General features: G+C 70.4%; 11 protein-coding genes. 3 read left to right on the forward strand and 8 right to left on the reverse strand.

The genetic code is table 11. The annotated features are described in order from the left end of the window. Window positions 1-69: 69 nt before the first annotated feature. Window positions 70-1,623, reverse strand: coding sequence for an MFS transporter (locus AC0ZLC_RS00765; RefSeq protein ID WP_476749860.1), 1,554 nt, complete (start codon window positions 1,621-1,623; stop codon window positions 70-72). A gap of 118 nt (window positions 1,624-1,741) precedes the next feature. Then, window positions 1,742-2,746 (reverse strand): Lrp/AsnC family transcriptional regulator, encoded by a 1,005-nt coding sequence (locus tag AC0ZLC_RS00770; protein WP_476749861.1) that lies wholly within the window; start codon window positions 2,744-2,746, stop codon window positions 1,742-1,744. 231 nt (window positions 2,747-2,977) lie between these two features. On the opposite strand from AC0ZLC_RS00770, the gene AC0ZLC_RS00775 reads away from it, so the two are divergent. Then, the gene (locus AC0ZLC_RS00775) at window positions 2,978-3,820 is read left to right on the forward strand and encodes an SAM-dependent methyltransferase (RefSeq protein ID WP_476749862.1); all 843 of its coding nucleotides are present in this window, start codon (window positions 2,978-2,980) and stop codon (window positions 3,818-3,820) included. A gap of 325 nt (window positions 3,821-4,145) precedes the next feature. Here AC0ZLC_RS00775 and AC0ZLC_RS00780 read toward each other — a convergent pair whose 3' ends face one another. The 3 genes from AC0ZLC_RS00780 to AC0ZLC_RS00790 form a co-directional block, all read right to left on the reverse strand. Continuing rightward, entirely contained in the window at window positions 4,146-4,763 is a 618-nt protein-coding gene (locus tag AC0ZLC_RS00780; RefSeq protein ID WP_476749863.1) for a response regulator transcription factor, read from the reverse strand. 327 nt (window positions 4,764-5,090) lie between these two features. Next, window positions 5,091-5,834, reverse strand: a complete 744-nt coding sequence (locus AC0ZLC_RS00785) for an SDR family NAD(P)-dependent oxidoreductase (RefSeq protein ID WP_476749864.1) — start codon at window positions 5,832-5,834, stop codon at window positions 5,091-5,093. Between the two features lie 32 nt (window positions 5,835-5,866). Beyond that, a complete protein-coding gene (locus tag AC0ZLC_RS00790) occupies window positions 5,867-7,783 on the reverse strand; it encodes an AfsR/SARP family transcriptional regulator (protein ID WP_476749865.1) in 1,917 nt (638 codons plus the stop codon). Window positions 7,784-8,760: 977 nt separating this feature from the next. Between AC0ZLC_RS00790 and AC0ZLC_RS00795 the strand changes: the two genes are divergently transcribed. Beyond that, window positions 8,761-10,599 (forward strand): ABC transporter ATP-binding protein, encoded by a 1,839-nt coding sequence (locus AC0ZLC_RS00795; protein WP_476749866.1) that lies wholly within the window; start codon window positions 8,761-8,763, stop codon window positions 10,597-10,599. Beyond that, window positions 10,596-12,311: an ABC transporter ATP-binding protein gene (locus AC0ZLC_RS00800; protein ID WP_476749867.1), complete on the forward strand. Its 1,716-nt coding sequence runs from the start codon at window positions 10,596-10,598 to the stop codon at window positions 12,309-12,311. The genes AC0ZLC_RS00795 and AC0ZLC_RS00800 overlap by 4 nt, the downstream gene beginning before the upstream one ends. Window positions 12,312-12,576: 265 nt before the next feature. Here AC0ZLC_RS00800 and AC0ZLC_RS00805 read toward each other — a convergent pair whose 3' ends face one another. From AC0ZLC_RS00805 to AC0ZLC_RS00815, 3 genes are read right to left on the reverse strand one after another with little or no spacing between them, the layout of a single operon-like run. Further along, entirely contained in the window at window positions 12,577-14,280 is a 1,704-nt protein-coding gene (locus AC0ZLC_RS00805) for a fatty acyl-AMP ligase (RefSeq protein WP_476749868.1), read from the reverse strand. Then, window positions 14,277-17,009: an aminotransferase class III-fold pyridoxal phosphate-dependent enzyme gene (locus AC0ZLC_RS00810; protein WP_476749869.1), complete on the reverse strand. Its 2,733-nt coding sequence runs from the start codon at window positions 17,007-17,009 to the stop codon at window positions 14,277-14,279. The genes AC0ZLC_RS00805 and AC0ZLC_RS00810 overlap by 4 nt, the downstream gene beginning before the upstream one ends. Beyond that, on the reverse strand, window positions 17,006-17,266 hold the full coding sequence (locus AC0ZLC_RS00815) for an acyl carrier protein (protein ID WP_476749870.1): 261 nt from the start codon (window positions 17,264-17,266) through the stop codon (window positions 17,006-17,008). The genes AC0ZLC_RS00810 and AC0ZLC_RS00815 overlap by 4 nt, the downstream gene beginning before the upstream one ends. Between the last annotated feature and the right edge of the window lie 28 nt (window positions 17,267-17,294).

Below are 17,294 nucleotides of genomic sequence, written 5' to 3' on the forward strand. Positions count from 1 at the left end.
CCGCCGGTGCTGAGCGACGGGGGATGAAACCCAGCACCTGACAGCGACCGCGCGTCCTGGGGGCCGCCGCTACGTCCTGGCGTCGGCCCGGGTCTCCTGCGCCGGCGCCTTCCCGCCGGCCTGCGGCGCCCGCTGCTGCGCACCTCCCGCCGGGAGGCGGACCGTCGCGAAGGCGAGGACCGCCGCCACGGCCGCGAGCGCGGCCGCCACCCACAGCATGACGTTCAGACCGGATGTGAACGCCTCGCGCACCAGATGCTCCACACCGGCGCGCTCACCCGCCGGTGCACCGGAGATGACCGACTGTGCCTGTCCGCCGCTCAGCGCGACGGCCGTGTCGTGCGGGCCCTCGAGGTCGCTCCTGTCCCTGAGAACACTCTCGATCCGCGACTGGAAGATCACCCCGAACACCGCGATGCCCAGCGCGAATCCCAGCTGCCGGAACGTGTTGAGCGCACCCCCCGCCATGCCTCCGCGCTCGGGCGGCACCGAGGCCAGCGCCGCGGCCGCCAGGCTCGGCGTCACGAGGCCCACGCCCATACCCGACACGATCAGCCCGGCGACGAGGGTGTTGGCCGAGGACCCCGCGTCGAGCATGGCCTGGAACGCGGAACCGACGGCGACGAGAGCGAGCCCCGCGCCCATGGCCGTCCGGGGCGGCAGGGGACCGAACTTTCCGGCCAGCGTCGAGACGACGAAGGCGGCACCGCACATGGGCAGGATGTAGAGGCCCGCCTTGACGGGCCCGTAGCCGAGCACGGTCTGCATCCACAGCGACTCGAACAGCAGGTAGGCGAACGCGGCGCCCTGAAGGATGAGCCCGCTGATCATGATGCCGGTGAACGACGCCCGGCGGAACAGGGACAGATCGAGGATGGGGTGCTCGTGCCTCAGCTCGACGACGACGAAGAGCGCGAGAGCCACCACGGCGACCGCGAACATGCCGAGCGTGAGGGCGGAGCTCCAGCCGTCCGAATGGGCGTGGATCAGCGCGAAGGTGAGGGCTCCGCTCGCCACGGTGAAGCTGAGCGTGCCGAGGACGTCCGCGCGCTGCCCGCCCGTGGACTTCTCCTCGCGCACGACCCGCCTGGTCAGCACGACGGCGGCCAGGCAGACCGGCAGGTTGACGAAGAAGATCCACCGCCAGTCCAGGTACTCGGTGAGCAGTCCGCCGATCACCGGACCGGCCGCCGCCGCGATGGCGTTGGTGGCACCCCACACCGCGAACGCCACTCCGCGTTCCCGGCCGGCGTAGTGCATGCCCAGCAGAGCGATCGTCGTACCGAACATCCCCGCGGCGCCGAGTCCCTGGACTGCCCTGGCCGCGATCAGCACGCCCGTGTTCGGGGCGATGGCGCACAGCAGTGAGGCTGCCGTGAAGATGATCAGTCCGCCGAGGTAGACCTTCTTGCGGCCGATCCGGTCGGCGGAGGAACCCACCCCGAGCAGCAGCGCCGCCAGTGCCAGGGCGTAGATGTCGACGACCCATTCGAGGTCGGCGAGTGTGGTGTCGAAATCCGCCGCCATGTCGGGGAGCGCCACGGTGACGATCGTCACGTCCACCAGCAGCATGAAGGTGCCCAGGCTGATCGCCGCCAACGGCCACCACTTACTCGTACGCATACGAACCCCTTCCCAAGTACGAGAGCCCCGGGGGCCCGTCGACCTGCCCAGCTTCCGGGCCGGGGGCGTCGCGGCCTACGCAGGGCGGGACAGGTGACGGATATCGACGCCCAGGCGGCTACCGTGGAGGAAAGAGGGGGTTTCTCGTCGGAACGAGACGGCCTGCCCGCTTGATCGACTGCAGCACCGGCGCGGTCTCCACATGCTTCACGCTGCTCAGTGCGCCGATCCGCGTGCTCAGGTAGTCGTAGAACTCGTCGATGTCCCGGAACACGGCGATCGCGGCCAGGTTCGACTGGCCGGACGTGGCTGCCGTGAAGCCCACTTCGGGATGCCGGGACAGCTCCTCGGCCACGCTCACCAGGTCCGCCGGCGGCACGGTGAGCCAGAGCATGATCTCCGTCTCGTACCCGAGAAGTCCCGAGTCGATCTCGACGTCGAAGAAGAGTGCCCGCATCTCCCGCAGTTGCTCCAGCCGGCGCCGGACGGTCGACTCCGACCATCCCGTGGCGGCGGCCAGCTCGGCGTAACCGGCCCGGCCGTCCGAGGCGAGCATGGCGAACAGGCTGCTGTCGCCGTCACGCATCTGCACGCGCACTCCTCGCGGCGGTGGCTCGGGCAGCCGGGGCCGGAGCAGCTCGGCCTCCTTGTCCGTCAGGGCGTGAGTCTTTCCATGCCAGCCCGTGGGGCCTCCGAAGAAGGTGTGCAGCAGGTAGTGCGCGGAGATGTCGACCACCCGGGGGGTGCGGGGGAGTTTCTGCAGCAGCAGGGACGCGCCCTCCGCACGGTGCGGGGCCCGGGTGAGACAGACGATTTCGGTGCCGCCGGCGGTGAGACTCACCCAGGACGTGTCGTCACGCCGTGCCAGGGCGCCGGCGACGCTGCTCGCGGTGTCCGGCGTGCACCGGACCCGCACCAGCCATTCGATGTGGCCGAAGCGGGCGGCGTCGGGCAGCCCCAGCACGCGCATCGCCCCGGACCCGCGCAGCCGGCGGTAGCGCCGCGCCACGGTCTGGTCGGACACGCCGAGGACCTCGGCGATGTACTTCAGCGGAGCCCGCCCGTCGAGTTGCAGGGCGTGCACGAGGCGGAGATCCAGCTCATCCAGACCATGAGATTCCATCTGCAGCACGCTAGTTGACGTCGTCATCCGGCAGGAGGGGCCTTCCGAGTCGCGTTTTCCGACAGAAGGGACACGCTGGATGGCGTGCCCCGGCAGAACTGCCGAACAATGCGGAACACGTGGCACCGACGGGGGCACGGTGCCCGTCGGACACCCGCCGCGGCGGCCGACGACATGCGAAGGGGCATGCTTGTGGACACGGCGTACTCGCAGTGCGGCCGGAGGGTTTCCGTGCCGGGCCTCCCCCGGGGCGTCGGTCTGACGGCACTGTGCACGGCGGGCGAACGGGAGGCGGAGAGCCGGCGCCCCGACCGGTTCTTCGAGGACCCTCTCGCCCGGGTGCTGACCGAGGTCATGGGCGTGTCTCCTCGCACGAGGGGCCCGTGGGACGGGCATGTCGTGAGGGACCCGGCACCGGTACGGGACTTCGTCGCCCTGCGCACCCGGTTCTTCGACGACGCCCTGCGTGCCGCGCCCGCGCGGTGCCGCCAAGTGGTGATGCTGGGTTCGGGGCTGGACTCCCGGGCCTTCCGCCTCGACTGGTCGCGGGGCACCGTGGTGTACGAACTCGACCGGAGCGACGTCCTGCGTCTGAAGCACGACATGGTGACCATGGCGGGCCAGGCTCCCCGCTGCACGCGGGTGGAGGTGGTCGCCGACCTGCGAGGTGACTGGCCGGGGGCGCTGCGGGCCGCGGGCTTCAATCCGTGGCGGCCAACGGTGTGGGTCGTCGAGGAGTTGCTCCCCTATCTGAGTCGCGCCGAGAACGACCGGGTGCTGACCGGGATCACGGCGATGTCCGCCGCGGGCAGCCACCTGGTGGCCGATCACTTCGACCGGGCCCTGCAGCGTTCCGTGAACTTCTCCGCCATGACCGAGGCCCGGTGCGCGGTGGGTGCGGTCTGGCGCTCCACGCTCGAAGCCCCGGACGGATGGCTCGCCCCCTACGGCTGGTCCTGCGGTCTCACCGACCCCGGTGAACTCGCCCTTCGCAACGGACGCAGACCCCCCGGCCTGTTCGCTCCGCACACCGGGGGCAGCGGACATCTGTGGCTCATGAGCGCGGTCCGCTGACCGCCGCCTCCATAAGCACGGAGACGGCGGGGACATCGGCCGGGAACCGAGGGACACGAGTGAAAAGCACGCACCCGGTTACCGGGGTCGCATTCGGCTCGGATCAGCCACGGATTGCTGGCGGAGCGCATTCCACAGGTGGCCCCGCAGGTGATTGAACTCGTTATTGCATTACCGGAATGCCGGTGGTACACCTTGGCTCGGTGCTTTTCCAGAGAATGCGGCAGCAACTGCGGAAGGCCTCGTTGCTGATACCGTCCTCCTGCCTCCGCGTTCTTCGTGGAAGCCCTGCCTCATTGGGCGGCATCGGGGCGGAATGCGACCTTCAGATCCATTGCGCTTCGCGCGCGATCCGCAACGCGTCGATGCGGTTGCGGGCCCCGAGCTTGGTCACCATGGAGGAGAGGTAGTTGCGCACGGTCCCTCCGGAGAGGTGCAACTGCGCCGCGATCTCTCCCACCGTGTCACCCCGGGAGACATGCTCCAGCACGGAGAACTCCCGCGGGGTCAGCGGGCAGTCCTCGTTACCCAGCGCGGCGATCGTCAGTTCCGCGTCGAAGACCCGCTCGCCGCGGTGGACCCGGTGGATGACCTCGAAGAACTGGTGAGGTGGCATGCTCCGTTCCGCCAGGCCGCCGATCCCGGTCGCGAAGGTCCTGCGGACGATCGACCGGCTGAACGTCGTGGCGAGCAGCATGCTCCGGCACCCCGGGAGCCCCGCTATCTTGTCGGCGATGGCTATCGCGTCGCCGTCCCCGCCCTCCAGGCTGATGATCACCACGTCCGGCTTGTGCGACTCGGCGAGCTCCAGCGCTTCCAGATGGCTGTCCGCCGACCCGATCACACGGATCTCCTCGTGTCGCTCAAGCAGCGCAGTGAGCGCGAAACGGGACAGATACAGGTCGTCGGAGACCAGCACATCGATTCCCACTCGATCCCCCATTTGTTCCTCGAGAGGCCCGGAGGCCACAACACCCGATCCACGCCAAACAATAGCACCGGTGTGCGAGTTATTGAAGCGTGATCCTAAATTGCGCAGACGCCGAGTGTAAATGCAGAGTAAAGTCGGAGCCGCTTGGTGAAGTCCCCGCGCACGGTGGTCGTCCGGCGCGTGTATGGCCATTATCGGACAGCTCGACTGGGTAAATTATGTAGGCCGTCTATATGAATCACCGCCGCCGTCCACACCGGCACGGGCAGCGGCCGGGGGACGAACTGCGCCGTCCCGTTCCCCGGGCGCCTGCCCTCCCGCCGGCATCGCGGCGGGGCCTCAGACCTGGTTGAGGCCGCCGTCGACGAAGAGCTCCGCCCCGGTGGTGAAGGAGCTCTGGTCCGAGGCCAGGAAGACCGCAGCGGCGGCTACCTCCTCCGCTTCGGCCAGCCGGCCGAACGGCACCATGGCGGCGAGGGCGTCCGCCACCTGCCGCCCGCCCGGCGCCGAGAGGCTGCGGATGCCGGGGGTCTCGGTCGGGCCGGGGCTGAGGGCGTTGACCCGGATGCCGCGGCGTGCGAGCTCGGCGGCCCAGGTCCGGGCGAAGTTGCGGACGACGGCCTTGGTGGCGCTGTACGTGGTCATGCCTGCGACGCCCCTGGAGGCGTTGGTGGAGGAGAGCACGATCACCGAGGCGCCCTTCCGCAGCAGGGGCAGCGCCTTCTGAACGGTGAAGAGTGTCCCCTTGACGTTGGTGTCGAACGTCTTGTCGTAATGCTCTTCGGTGATCTCCCCCAGCCGGGCCAGTTCACCGAATCCGGCGTTGGCCACGACGACGTCCAGCCGTCTGCTGCGCTGCTCGATCGTGGCGAACAGGCGGTCGAGGTCGGCCAGGTTCGACACATCGCCGTGAACGCCGTAAGCCCGTTCCCCGACGGCCTTCACAGCCACGTCCAGCTCCTCCCGCCGCCGGCAGGTGAGGTAGACGGTGGCCCCCTCGGCGGCGAACCGCCTGGCAGTGGCCAGTCCGATCCCGGTCGACCCACCGGTCACCAGGGCGACTTTCTCATCCAGCTGTCCCATGATCTCCACTTCCTGAAGGGCAGGTCCGGTACCTACGCGGTGACTGATCCCATTTGCAGCAGCCGGTTGCGGGCCTCCTGGCGGTGGGCCGGCGGTTCCCGCTCCGCGCACTCGGCGGCATAGACGCCGATGAGGCTGTGGAAGCGGTACTGCTCACCCGGCTCCTCCTCCAGCAGGTGATGGGCGACCAGGACCGAGAGCAGTCTGCGGGCCGAGTCCCGGTCCGTTCCCGAAAGCGCCTGGGCGATCGGAACCGTGAACGGGCCGCTGCACAGGCCCAGATGACGGAACATGCGCGCCGCGTCCACGGGCAGCGCCTGGTACGACGCCTCGAACACACTGCGCATGCTGGCCGCCGCGTCGCCCTTCACCGTGAGCCGGTCGAGCCGCCCCTGTTCCGCCACGTACTGCTCGACGAGCGCGGCCACCGGCACGCCGGGGTTGGCCGCCAGCCCGTCGGCCACGATGCGCAGCGCCAGCGGCAGTCCCCCGCACAACGTCACCAGGCGCTCGGTGGCCACGTCCCGCGCCCTGAGCCGCCCTCCGCTGAGACCGGCGAGCAGGTACGCGGACTCCTGTCCGGACAGCGGCCCGAGCGTGACCAGATGGGCACCGTCGCGCACCGCGAGCCCCCGGAAGCGCTGCCGGCTGGTCGCGAGGACACCGGACGAGCCCCCGGGGATGAGGGGCCTGAGCTGATCGGCACCGGACGCGTCGTCGAGCACCACCAGCATCCGCCGGCCGTGCAGCACGCTCCGGTAGAGGGCGGCGCGGGCGCCCACACCCGGGGGTATCCGCGAACTCTCGACCCCCAGGCTTCCCAGGAGCTGCCCGAGCGCGTCCGCGGCGTCCACCGGCGGGCCCTGGAGTCCGGTGCCACGCAGGTCCACATACAACTGGCCGTCGGGAAAACGGTCGGCGAGCCGGTGCGCCAGCTCCAGGACGAACGCCGACTTGCCGACCCCGGCCGGCCCGTCGACGACCGTCACCGAGGCCGTCCCGCCGTGCCGCAGGCTGTCGTCGACCAATGTCCGCGCCAGGTGGGCCAGTTCCTGGAAACGCCCGATGAACCCGCGTACCAGGGGCGGTAGTTGGAGCGGTTTGAAAGCTCCGCGGAAGGGGGTCTCGCGGGGGACCGCGAGGAGCACCGGGGTGCTCTCCCCGGCGGGAGACCCGAGCCCCGGGTGGCCGGACAGGATCTGCTGGTACAGGTCGCGCAGATCGGCGCCGGGCTCTATGCCCAGCTCACTGCTCAGCAACTGCCGGGTCTCCTCGTACATGTGCAGGGCGTGCGCCTGCCGTCCGCTGCGGTACAGCGCCAGGATCAGCAGCCAGCGCAGCTTCTCCCGCAGCGGTTCCTCAGCCACCGCGCACGTCAGCTCGGTGACCATCTCGGCGTGCCGTCCGGCCACCAGCATGTCGGCGGCCCTCTCCTCCACGGCCGTGAGCCGCAGGTCCCGCAGCCGGGCGCGCTCCATCCCGGCGAACGGCCCGGGGACTCCGAGGTACGCCTCGCCGTGCCAGAGCGACAGTGCCTGTTCGTACAGCTGCAGCGACGCGTCGCAGTCGCCCTCCCCCCGTGACCGGCGCGCGTCAGCAAGACCGCGGGTGAAGAGGGTGACGTCCACGCTCTCGGGGTCCAGCCGCAGGCAGTACCCGCCGGATTCGGAGGTGAGCACCGCGCCGGCCGCCCGCCTGCCGCGCCCGGGCTCCAACACCCTGCGCAGCCCGCCTATGTAGGTGTGCACGCCGTTGGCGGCCGTCTGCGGCACACCGCCTCCCCATACGGCGTCCACGATGGTCTCGACGGCGACGACGTCGTTGGCGCGGCTCGCGAGCAGGCCCAGCACGGCCCGCTGCTTGGGCGGGCCCAGCGGCACCTCCGACCCGTCCCTCCACGCACGCACCGGTCCCAGGAGCTGTATGCGCAGGGGTCTCTCCATGGCCATGGGCCGTTCGCCTCCTGAAGTCGTGTCCCGTCCGTTCGCCCAGCCCTGGCCCGCGCGGTCTCCGTCCGGCAAGTCCGAGTACACCGGGATATGCGCAGGACTTCAGTTCCGTATCCGCCGCGCAGGAGAAATCCACAGGGTTCCTCGTGAACCCGTTACCTGGTAAAATTCTCCGGAAGCCGCGGGGCCGACTGCGCTATCGCGGGGACCCGCGCGGCATTCCCGCCGCGACCGTGGGGTCACGGAATCTCATATCTCTCCTCCGAATCGGGCAAGCGCGTCGAGGATCTTGCCCCGGCGGGGGCCTGTCCAGCATGGAAAGACGTGCCTCATAAGCGGACCGGAGCGCGTGGTTCGCCTATGCGAAAAGAGACGCATCGCCGCAGCTCACCGTTGAGACAACAGCGCAGAAATGAGCGGAGAGTCGGTGCACGGGGCCGGTCGGGGCCAGGCGCCGGGCGCCGGGCCCCCGGCCCCGCTCACGGGCGCCACGGGTCACCGGAAACCCCGCACGACCCGTCCGGGATGAATTCAGGCCGACAGTCCTGTTCGAGCCGGAGTCAGATTAGCCACGGGGCGTCCGCGGGCTCAACACCGATATGGCGTCGCCATTGCGCGTTCACGGCGGGCGGCGGTGCGGTCGAATACCACCCCGGCTGCCGGTCCCCTGCGGGTCGACCCGGGCAGAAAGAAGTCCACGACTAAACCACTGGTCGAAGATTGACTGAGCATGGTTCCCCCGTCTTTCTGCCCGTCTGATGCACGCGTAAAGTCCAGAAAGTGCACGCGGTGGGTCACGATAGCTGCGGTATGGCCGGTTGTCACCCCACCCTCGCGCCGCCCCTCGGGCAGGCGTGGCACCACTCCGGCGCCACGGATGCACACCTCGCCACTCGATCTTGAAACACGCGGGCACGTGGGCCCCCGGCTGCGGTACAGTCAATATTCGAACGCGTTTCAAAACCGATGGGAGACCGATGAGCGCGATCGACTCTGCCGAGCCGAAGGAGCGGTCCGCACCACCTCCGGACGTCGGCCCCGCAGCTGACCAGAGCACGGGACGACTCCTTCGCCCCTACGCAAGGAGCTTCGCGGCCGTCGTGGTCCTCCAGGTCCTGGGCGCTGTCGCGGGCCTGGTCCCGCTGCTCGCGGTCGTCGAGCTGGGCCGGAGCCTGCTCGCGCCCGGCCCGACCGATCACGATCACGTCTGGAACGTCGTGATCGCGGGGGCCGCGGGTCTCCTCGTCCGGCTGCTGTTCACCGCCGCGTCCGCAGCGATCGGCCACATCCTCGACGGTCAGGTGCAACTGACCTTCCGCAGGCGGCTGGCCGAGCGGCTCGGACGCGTGCCGATCGGCTGGTTCTCACGACGCCGGACCGGTGAGCTGGCCAAGGTGGTCGGTGAGGACGTCAGCGCGGTGCACCCGTTCATCGCCCACGCCCCCGCCGAGCTCACCGCGGCCTTCGTGGTGCCCCTCGTGTCACTGGTCTACCTGTTCACCATCGACTGGCGGCTCACGCTGATCACCCTGGCACCCGTGGTGGCCGCCGTCGCACTGGTCCCGCTGATGGAGACCGAGGCCCGCAAGCGCGAACAGCAGGAGTTCGACGGGGGCATGGGCCGGATCTCGAGTTCCGTCGTGGAGTTCGTGCAGGGCATCGCGGTGGTCAAGGCGTTCGGCGCGTCCGGACGTGCCCATCGTGAATTCCTCGCCGCCGCCGACGACTTCGGGGCCGTCTTCTACCGGTGGGTGCGTGGTATCGCCAGGATCGGCGCCGCGATGCAGACGGTGCTGTCGCCGCCGTTCGTCCTGCTCGTCGTACTCCTCGGCGGTACGCCCCTGATCACCGGCGGCGACATGCCCCCGGCCGACCTGCTGCCCTTCCTGCTGCTCGGACTCGGTCTCACCGCCCCCATCGCGGCCCTCAGCCACGGCTTCGACGACCTGCAGGCCGCCGGCCGCGCGGTCGGCCGGATCAAGGAGGTGCTCCAGGAGCAGCCGCTGGCGGAGCCCGCACACCCGGTCGCACCCCAGGGTCACCGGGTCGAGCTGCGTGACGTCCGGTTCGGGTACGAGGACGGTCACGAGGTGCTGCGCGGGATCGACCTGGTCCTCGAACCGGGCACGGTCACCGCGCTCGTCGGGCCGTCGGGAAGCGGTAAGTCCACCCTGGTCCAGCTGTTGCCGCGGTTCTTCGACCCGACCCACGGTTCCGTCGTCCTGGGCGGTGCCGATCTGCGGGAGATCGGCAGCCACAACCTGTACCGGACCGTCTCCTTCGTCTTCCAGGACGTTCGCCTGCTGCGCGCCTCGATCGCGGAGAACATCGCGCTCGCCGTACCGCACGCCGACCTCGACGACGTGGTCCGCGCCGCCAGGCTGGCGAACATCCACGACCGGATCCTCGAACTGCCCCGCGGCTACGAGTCGGTGGTCGGCGAGGACGCCGGACTGTCGGGAGGCGAGGCGCAGCGGATCTCGATCGCACGCGCGCTGCTCGCCGACACACCGGTCCTCGTGCTCGACGAGGCCACCGCCTTCGCCGACCCGCAGACCGAGCAGGCGCTGCGCCAGGCCCTGGCGACGCTTCAGGGCGACCGGACGCTGCTGGTCATCGCCCATCGACTGGAGACGGTCGCCGACGCCGACACCGTCGTGATGCTGGACGACGGACAGATCGTCGAACGCGGCAATCCCGCCGAACTGCTCGCGCGGGGCGGCAGGTTCGCAGAGTTCTGGCAGACCCACCGATCCGCGGTCGGTGACGAGGCCGAAACCCACGGTGGCGTACTCCAAGGAGACGAACGTCGATGATCCGCCTGCTGTTGCGCGTGCTGGGACGCGAGTACGCCCGGCCGTTGCGTCGCACCGTGGCCCTGATGGCGACGACCGCCGTCGTCGAGGGTCTGTCCTACGCCCTGCTCGTGCCCGTGCTGCGGGAGTTGTTCGGCAGCACGCCCGACGACGCCTGGCCCTGGCTGATCGGGTTCGCGGGTTCGGTCGCCCTCTACGCGGTGCTGCGCTATCTCAGCGACCTGTCCGGGTTCCTCGTCGCCGCCGGGATGCTGCGCGGCCTGTACCACCGGTTCGGCGATCACCTCGCCAAGCTCCCCATCGGCTGGTACAGCACCGGGCGGCTCGGTGAACTGTCCGTCCTGGCCAGTCGCGGTGTCCTTCAGGCGATGGGTGTGATCGCGCATCTGCTGGCGCCGTTCGTCGCCGCCAGTGTGACCCCCCTGACGATCGTCGCCGTGATCTTCGCCCTGAACTGGCAGATGGGTCTGGCCGCACTGGCCGCCGCGCCGGTCGTGGCGGCGATCCAGGTCTGGACGGGACGCTCGATGGCCGCCAGCGACGCGGAACGCGCCGAGCGCGACCACGAGGCCACGGGGCGGGTCATCGAGTTCCTCCAGGCCCAGCCGGTGCTGCGGGCCGGCGGCCGGACCAGCGAGCGCTTCGAGCTGCTGGACGACTCGTTGCAGGGAGTGCAGCGGGCGTCCCGCCGGTCCACGCTGTCGTCGCTGCCCGGCACCCTGGGCCTGACGCTCACCGTGCAGGCCATGTTCACCGGACTGCTGGTCCTCGGCGCCTACCTGGCGCTCGGCGGTGACATCGGCGTGGCAGAGGTGCTGACGATCCTGGTACTGGTGGCCCGCTGCGCGGATCCCCTGCTGTCGCTGTCCGAGACCGGCGGCAAACTCCGCGGGGCGCGCTCCGTGCTGGCGGGACTCGACGCGGTGTTGCGCGCCGAGCCGCTGCCGGAAGCCACCGACCCGGTCCGGCCGTTGCGCCATGACCTGGAGTTCGAGTCCGTCGTGTTCCGGCACGGCGACCGGACGGTGATCGACGGGATGTCGCTGTCCGTACCGCAGGGCCAGCGGCTGGCCGTCGTCGGACCGTCCGGCACGGGCAAGAGCACCCTGCTCCAGCTGCTCGCGCGGTTCTACGACGTCGACGCGGGCGTGGTGCGCGTGGGCGGGGTGGACGTGCGTTCCATCGACACGGAGGTGCTGATGGAACAGATCGCCATCGTCTTCCAGAACGTCTACCTCTTCGACGGCACGATCGAGGAGAACGTGCGTCTGGGCCGGCCCGACGCCACCGAGGCCGAGGTGCGGGCGGCGGCGAGCGCGGCGCGGCTGGACGAGGTGATCGAGCGGCTGCCCGACGGCTGGGAGGCGAAGGTCGGTGAGGGCGGCGCCCTGCTGTCGGGCGGTGAGCGCCAGCGTGTCTCGATCGCGCGGGCCCTCCTGAAGAACGCGCCCGTCGTGCTGCTGGACGAGGTGACCTCCGCGCTGGACCCGGTGAACGAGGCGGCCGTCCACGAGGGCATCGAGCGCCTGATGGCGGGCCGGACCGTGGTGATGGTGGCGCACCGGATGCGGACCGTCCAGCGCGCCGATCGCGTCGTCTTCCTGGAAGACGGCCGGATCGCGGAGCAGGGCGGCCACGACGAGCTGCTGCGCCGCGGTGGCCGCTACGCCGATTTCTGGAACATCTCCATGGCACCGGTGGCCACGGACTGAGCCGGCGTCCTTCGGTTCCCGCCGTGCGCGGCAGACGAATGGGGCGGGCCGTACGTGAGTCGCGTACGGCCCGCCCGCGGATGCGGGTGCGGCCGGCTTCCGCGGTGGCCGGGCGAGCGCCGTGCGCCCCCGGCGAGGGGCGCACGGACGAAGGCGAGGCCGGGCGCGGGAGTGCGCACTGGCGCACGAAAGCTCCGGTCCGCCGGGTCGTGGCCCGGCGGTCCGGAGCTTTCGTGCGCCTCAGCCGTGAGGTTCCGCCGTCCGGTCACGGCCGGGGCCGCGGCGTCCACCCTTCGACGAACTTCTCCCGCGCCTTCGACCGCTGCAGCTTCCCGCTGGTCGTCTTCGGGATGCTCCGCTTCGGTACGAGGTGGATCGCGGCGGGCCGGACACCGGTACGCGAGCTGACGGCTGCCAGCACGGACCGGCGCAGCTCGTCGTGCCGGTCGCTGCCCAGCTCCGTCTCCACGATCAGGTGGAGTTCCTCCGAGTCGCTGTCGTCGTGGCAGTATCCGACGGCGATCACGGCGCCGAGGCGGACCCCGGGCACGGTCTCCGCGGCCTGCTCGAAGTCGGAAGGGAAGTAGTTGGCGCCCCGGATGACCACCAAATCCTTGGCCCGGCCGGTGATCCGCAGGCCGCCGTCCCGCAGATAGCCGATGTCACCGGTCTTCCACCAGTCCGGCTCGTCGATCGCCGCGGCGGTCTCCTGCGGCAGATCGAAGTACCCGACCGTGCGCGAGGGGCTGCGGAACTGGACGTGGCCGATCTGGTTCTCCTCCAGGCGGTGACCGGCCCCGTCCACGATGCGCACCTGCGTGCCGGCGACCGGCTCACCGCAGTCGACGACGTGGAGCGCGTCCTCGCAGGCCGGGTCGACATCGATCACTCGCGCGTCGGCGACGGCGGCCTGCCGGTCGATGGTGTCGGACCCGAACCGGCCCTCCGGCCGGGTGCTGGTGATGACCAGCGTGGCCTCGGCCATGCCGTAGGCCGGGGTGAACGCCGTGGAGGGCAGGCCCCACCGGGTGAAGCGGTCGGCGAAGCGCCGCACGGTGCCGGGCTGGATGGGTTCCGCTCCGCAGAGCGCCACCCGCCAGGACGACAGGTCCACTCCCTCGAGTTCCTCGTCGCGTGCCCGGGCGGTCACATAGCCGTAGGCGAAGTTCGGCGCGGCCGAAACCGTGCCGCGGTGGTTGCTGATGTGCCGCAACCACTCGGCGGGGGCGCGCAGGAAGCGCGTGGGCGGCATGAGCACCGCGCTCCCGCCGGAGTAGACCGGGCACAGGATTCCCGTGATCAGGCCCATGTCGTGGTAGAGCGGCGCCCAGTTGACGGTCGTGTCCGTGCTCGTCCAGCCCAGCGCGGCGACGAACTGCTCGCAGTTCGCGGCGAGATTGGCGTGCGAGATCATGACGCCCTTGGGCCGGCCCGTCGAACCGGAGGTGCACTGGATCAGCGACAGATCGTCGCCACCGGGCAGGCGGATCGGGTGCATCGGCGCTCCACTCGCGGTGGCGCGTGCGTAGAGCACCTCGCTGTCGATCAGGTGGGTGTCGTCGACGAGATTGGGCAGCACCTCGATCACCGCCGGGGTGGTGATGATCGCCGCCGGCCGCAGATAGCCCACGAGATCCTTCAGCTGGCCCTCGAACCCCGCCGCTCCCCCGAAGGAGATGGGCAGCGAGATCGCCGTCGGCATGGCTCCGAGCAGCTGGGTGCCGAAGAAGGCGGTGAGGAACTGCGGTCCCGTCGGCAGGCAGAGGACCACTCGGTCGCCGCGGCCGACACCCTGGTCGGCCAGCGCCGCCGCGCACCGTGCGGCGCTCTCGACGAGGGCGTCGTAGCGCAGGGTCACCTCTTGGCCCGGTTCCGGGATCAGCGTCACGTGCGATCCGTCCGAGCCGCGTTCCGCGTGTCCCACCAAGGCGTGCAGGATGCTCGGGAAACGCGGGCGAAGTCCGGTCATCCGATGTGCTCCTTGAGAGTGCTGGACGGATCGACGATCCACGGTTGTACGGAGACGTCGTCGGAGACGATGCGAGCGGGGTGGAACCCGTGCCGAACGGCGAGATCCCGGGCGGCCAGCACACCGGCCGAGGTGAGACCGCCGTAGGACGGGCTCGTGGTCCCCGCCTCGATGCCGAGCAGCATCGTTTCGGCCATGCAGGAGTACACGATGCCGGGTGGCAGCGTGATGCCCGGGAAATGGGGGGTCTGCATACCGGGAAGCTGAATGCGGCCGCCGGACACCAGCGTCACGTTCGCCATGCCGGCCACCGCCGGGTGCACGTCGCCGGGGACGGCGAGGTCGCAGACGAGCACCTTCCCGTCACCGGAGAGGTGGTGGGGCAGGATCACCGGGTCCGCCGAGTTGGTGGCGCTGACCACGATCGGGCAGTCCCGCAGGGCGTCCATGTCCTCGGCCACCGAGACGTCGACCCGGTGAGCGGCGAGCCGTTCGGCGACGGTCCTGAGCCGCCGGGCCGAGCCGGGCCGACCGACCAGCACCATCGACTCGCAGTGCGGGGCGATGAGTTCGGCCATCACGGCGCCGATGTTGCCTATCGCTCCGACGAGGCCGACGCGGCGTTCACCGGCGGCGGACTCGGCGAGTTGCAGCCGCAGCAGGTCGTAGGCGCAGGCGGCGGTCAGCGAGTTGCCCGACGTCACCCGGATGTCACTCTCGACCACGTCCCGGGCCGCGTTGGTGACGATCGAGGTGTGCCCTCCGAGACCGATGACTCCGGCACCGAGCGAGACACCCAGTTCCACCGCGTCGAGCACCGTGCGGCGCAGCCACGCCCCCTGACCCGACCGCAGGGCGGCGTTGGCCTGGGCGGCGGTGAAGGGTGCCGCCACCATGACGACCTCGACCTCGCCCCGTCCCTCGGAGGTGATGCGGTGCCGGGCGACCTCGAAGGGGTCCAGTTCACCCCACATCCGGTCGAGTGCGGCCTCACACTGTTCGTCCGACCAGTCGGCCAGCTCCGGCGCCATGTGCCACAGCTTGCCCGGGACATCCAGGTTGGCCAGGAACGCGACGCGCGGCACCTCGGCCCGGCGCCCGCCCTGCTGTGCGGGCCGGTCGCGGCGGGGCAGCGGGACATGGTGCGGCGGCTGCCACGCACCGGCCGGCGGGACGGTCAGATGTTCCAGCAGTGTCGTGTACTCGCCGCGGGAGAGCAGTGCGGCGACGTCGTCGAACGCGGCGGCGACCCGGTCCACGTCCGTCGTCTCCAGCAGCGCCGACGGCTGGACGCGCACCGTCGTGGGGGCGGACAGGGTGGGGATGACCCTGATCCGGTGTGTGTGCAGCAGACGGCCGGCGATCAGGTAGCCGAGCGACTCGGAGTCGAACACCTCGCGCAGCAGGCCCGATTCGGGCTGCGGCAGCGCGAATTCGACGCCCAGGAGCAGCCCGCGGCCGCGCACCTCGACGATGGCGTCCGGCCACCGGGCCGCCACCTCCGTCAGCCGGTCCCGCAGGAGCGTGCCGATCTCGGTGATGCGGTCGCAGTAGGCGAGGGAGAGGTCCAGCGTGGCCGTCGCGATGCGCGACGAGAAGTCGTCGTCGGCGAAGGTGGAGGTGTGGTGGCGGCCGAATTCCGGTACGTAGCGGTTCTCGGCGACCAGCATGGCGGAGATCTTGGCCAGACCGCCCCCGAGGGACTTCGAGAACAGGTAGTAGTCGGCGACCACCCCTGAGCCCTCGGACGCGAGGAAGGTGCCCGTCCGCCCCATGCCGCACTGGATCTCGTCGAACACCAGCGCCGCCTCGTGCCGGTCGGCCAGCTCACGCAGGGCGGCGAGTGTCCCGGCCGGGACCTCGTGCACTCCGGACTCGCCCTGGATGGGTTCGACGAAGCAGGCGGCCACCGGCGACAGCCGGCGGACGGCGGAGTGCGGCACCTTGGCGGAGTCGACAGTGACCGAGTGGACCGGGACGTGTTCGGAGTCGAGCGCGGTCACCACCGCCTCGGGTGTCCAGTCGCTCAGCCGGCGGTGCCGCGGACCGGGTACGTGGAGATCCGCCGGCACGTTGCCACCGTGCGTCAGCGTGCCCGCTCCCGCCGTCTTCCCGTGGAAGGCGTTGCGCAGCGAGACGAACACCGGGTCCGTCCGCCGCAGGTCGGCGATCCGGTCGAGAGCCTCGCTCAGCACCTCCGCGCAGGGGCGGCCGGCCGCGGGTCCGTCCGCGCAGGGGACGTCCGCGAGGCCGTCGCGCCGCACGCGCCGCAGGGACAGTTCGACCTCCTCCTGCAGTGCGCCGAGCCGCCGTCGGTGCTCGACGGTGGCGTGTTTCACCGCGGCTTCCACGGCCTCCGCACCGGTGTTCCCGAGGGTGACCACGTAGCTGGCGCCGGTCGTGGCTCCGACCGTCGCCGACAGCCGTTCCGCCAGCTCCGCCGCACCCGGGCGGATACTGGCCTGTGCGTTGAACGGGATCCGCGCGTCGAGGCAGCGCCGCGCCACGTCGAGCAGCGCCGGGTGGTTGTGCCCGAAGAGGGAGGAGCCCGCGCCGCCGACGAGGTCGAGCACCTGCCCCTCGGTGTCGGAGTGGTGCTGCGAGCCCCGCAGTTCCCGGGTCAGGTGATCGCCCTGCCCGGCGAGGTAGGTCACATCCAGATGCAACGCCCGCAAGAGCCGGGCGAACTCCGGCCGGGCGTACCGCGCGAAACCAGAATCGGCGTTCATGCCTCGCTGTCTCCTTGCCTGACCCGCACTGCCAGTGATGCGGTGACCTGGTCCACGACCTCGCGCAGCGTCTGCATCGAGGCCGCCTGTTCGTCCGAGATGCGGCAGTCGAACCTGGCTTCCATCTCGACGATCAGACTGACCGAGCGAATGGAATCCAGGCCGTAGTCCACCAGCGGGACATCGGGGTTGATTTCAGGTACCTGAAGTTCGTGACAGAACAGTTCATTGACGACTTCGAGAATCTCGCGATTCATTGCGCTTCTTTCCCCCATTCGCTGCACT

The sequence above is a fragment of the Streptomyces sp. GLSS-08 genome (assembly GCF_056387915.1).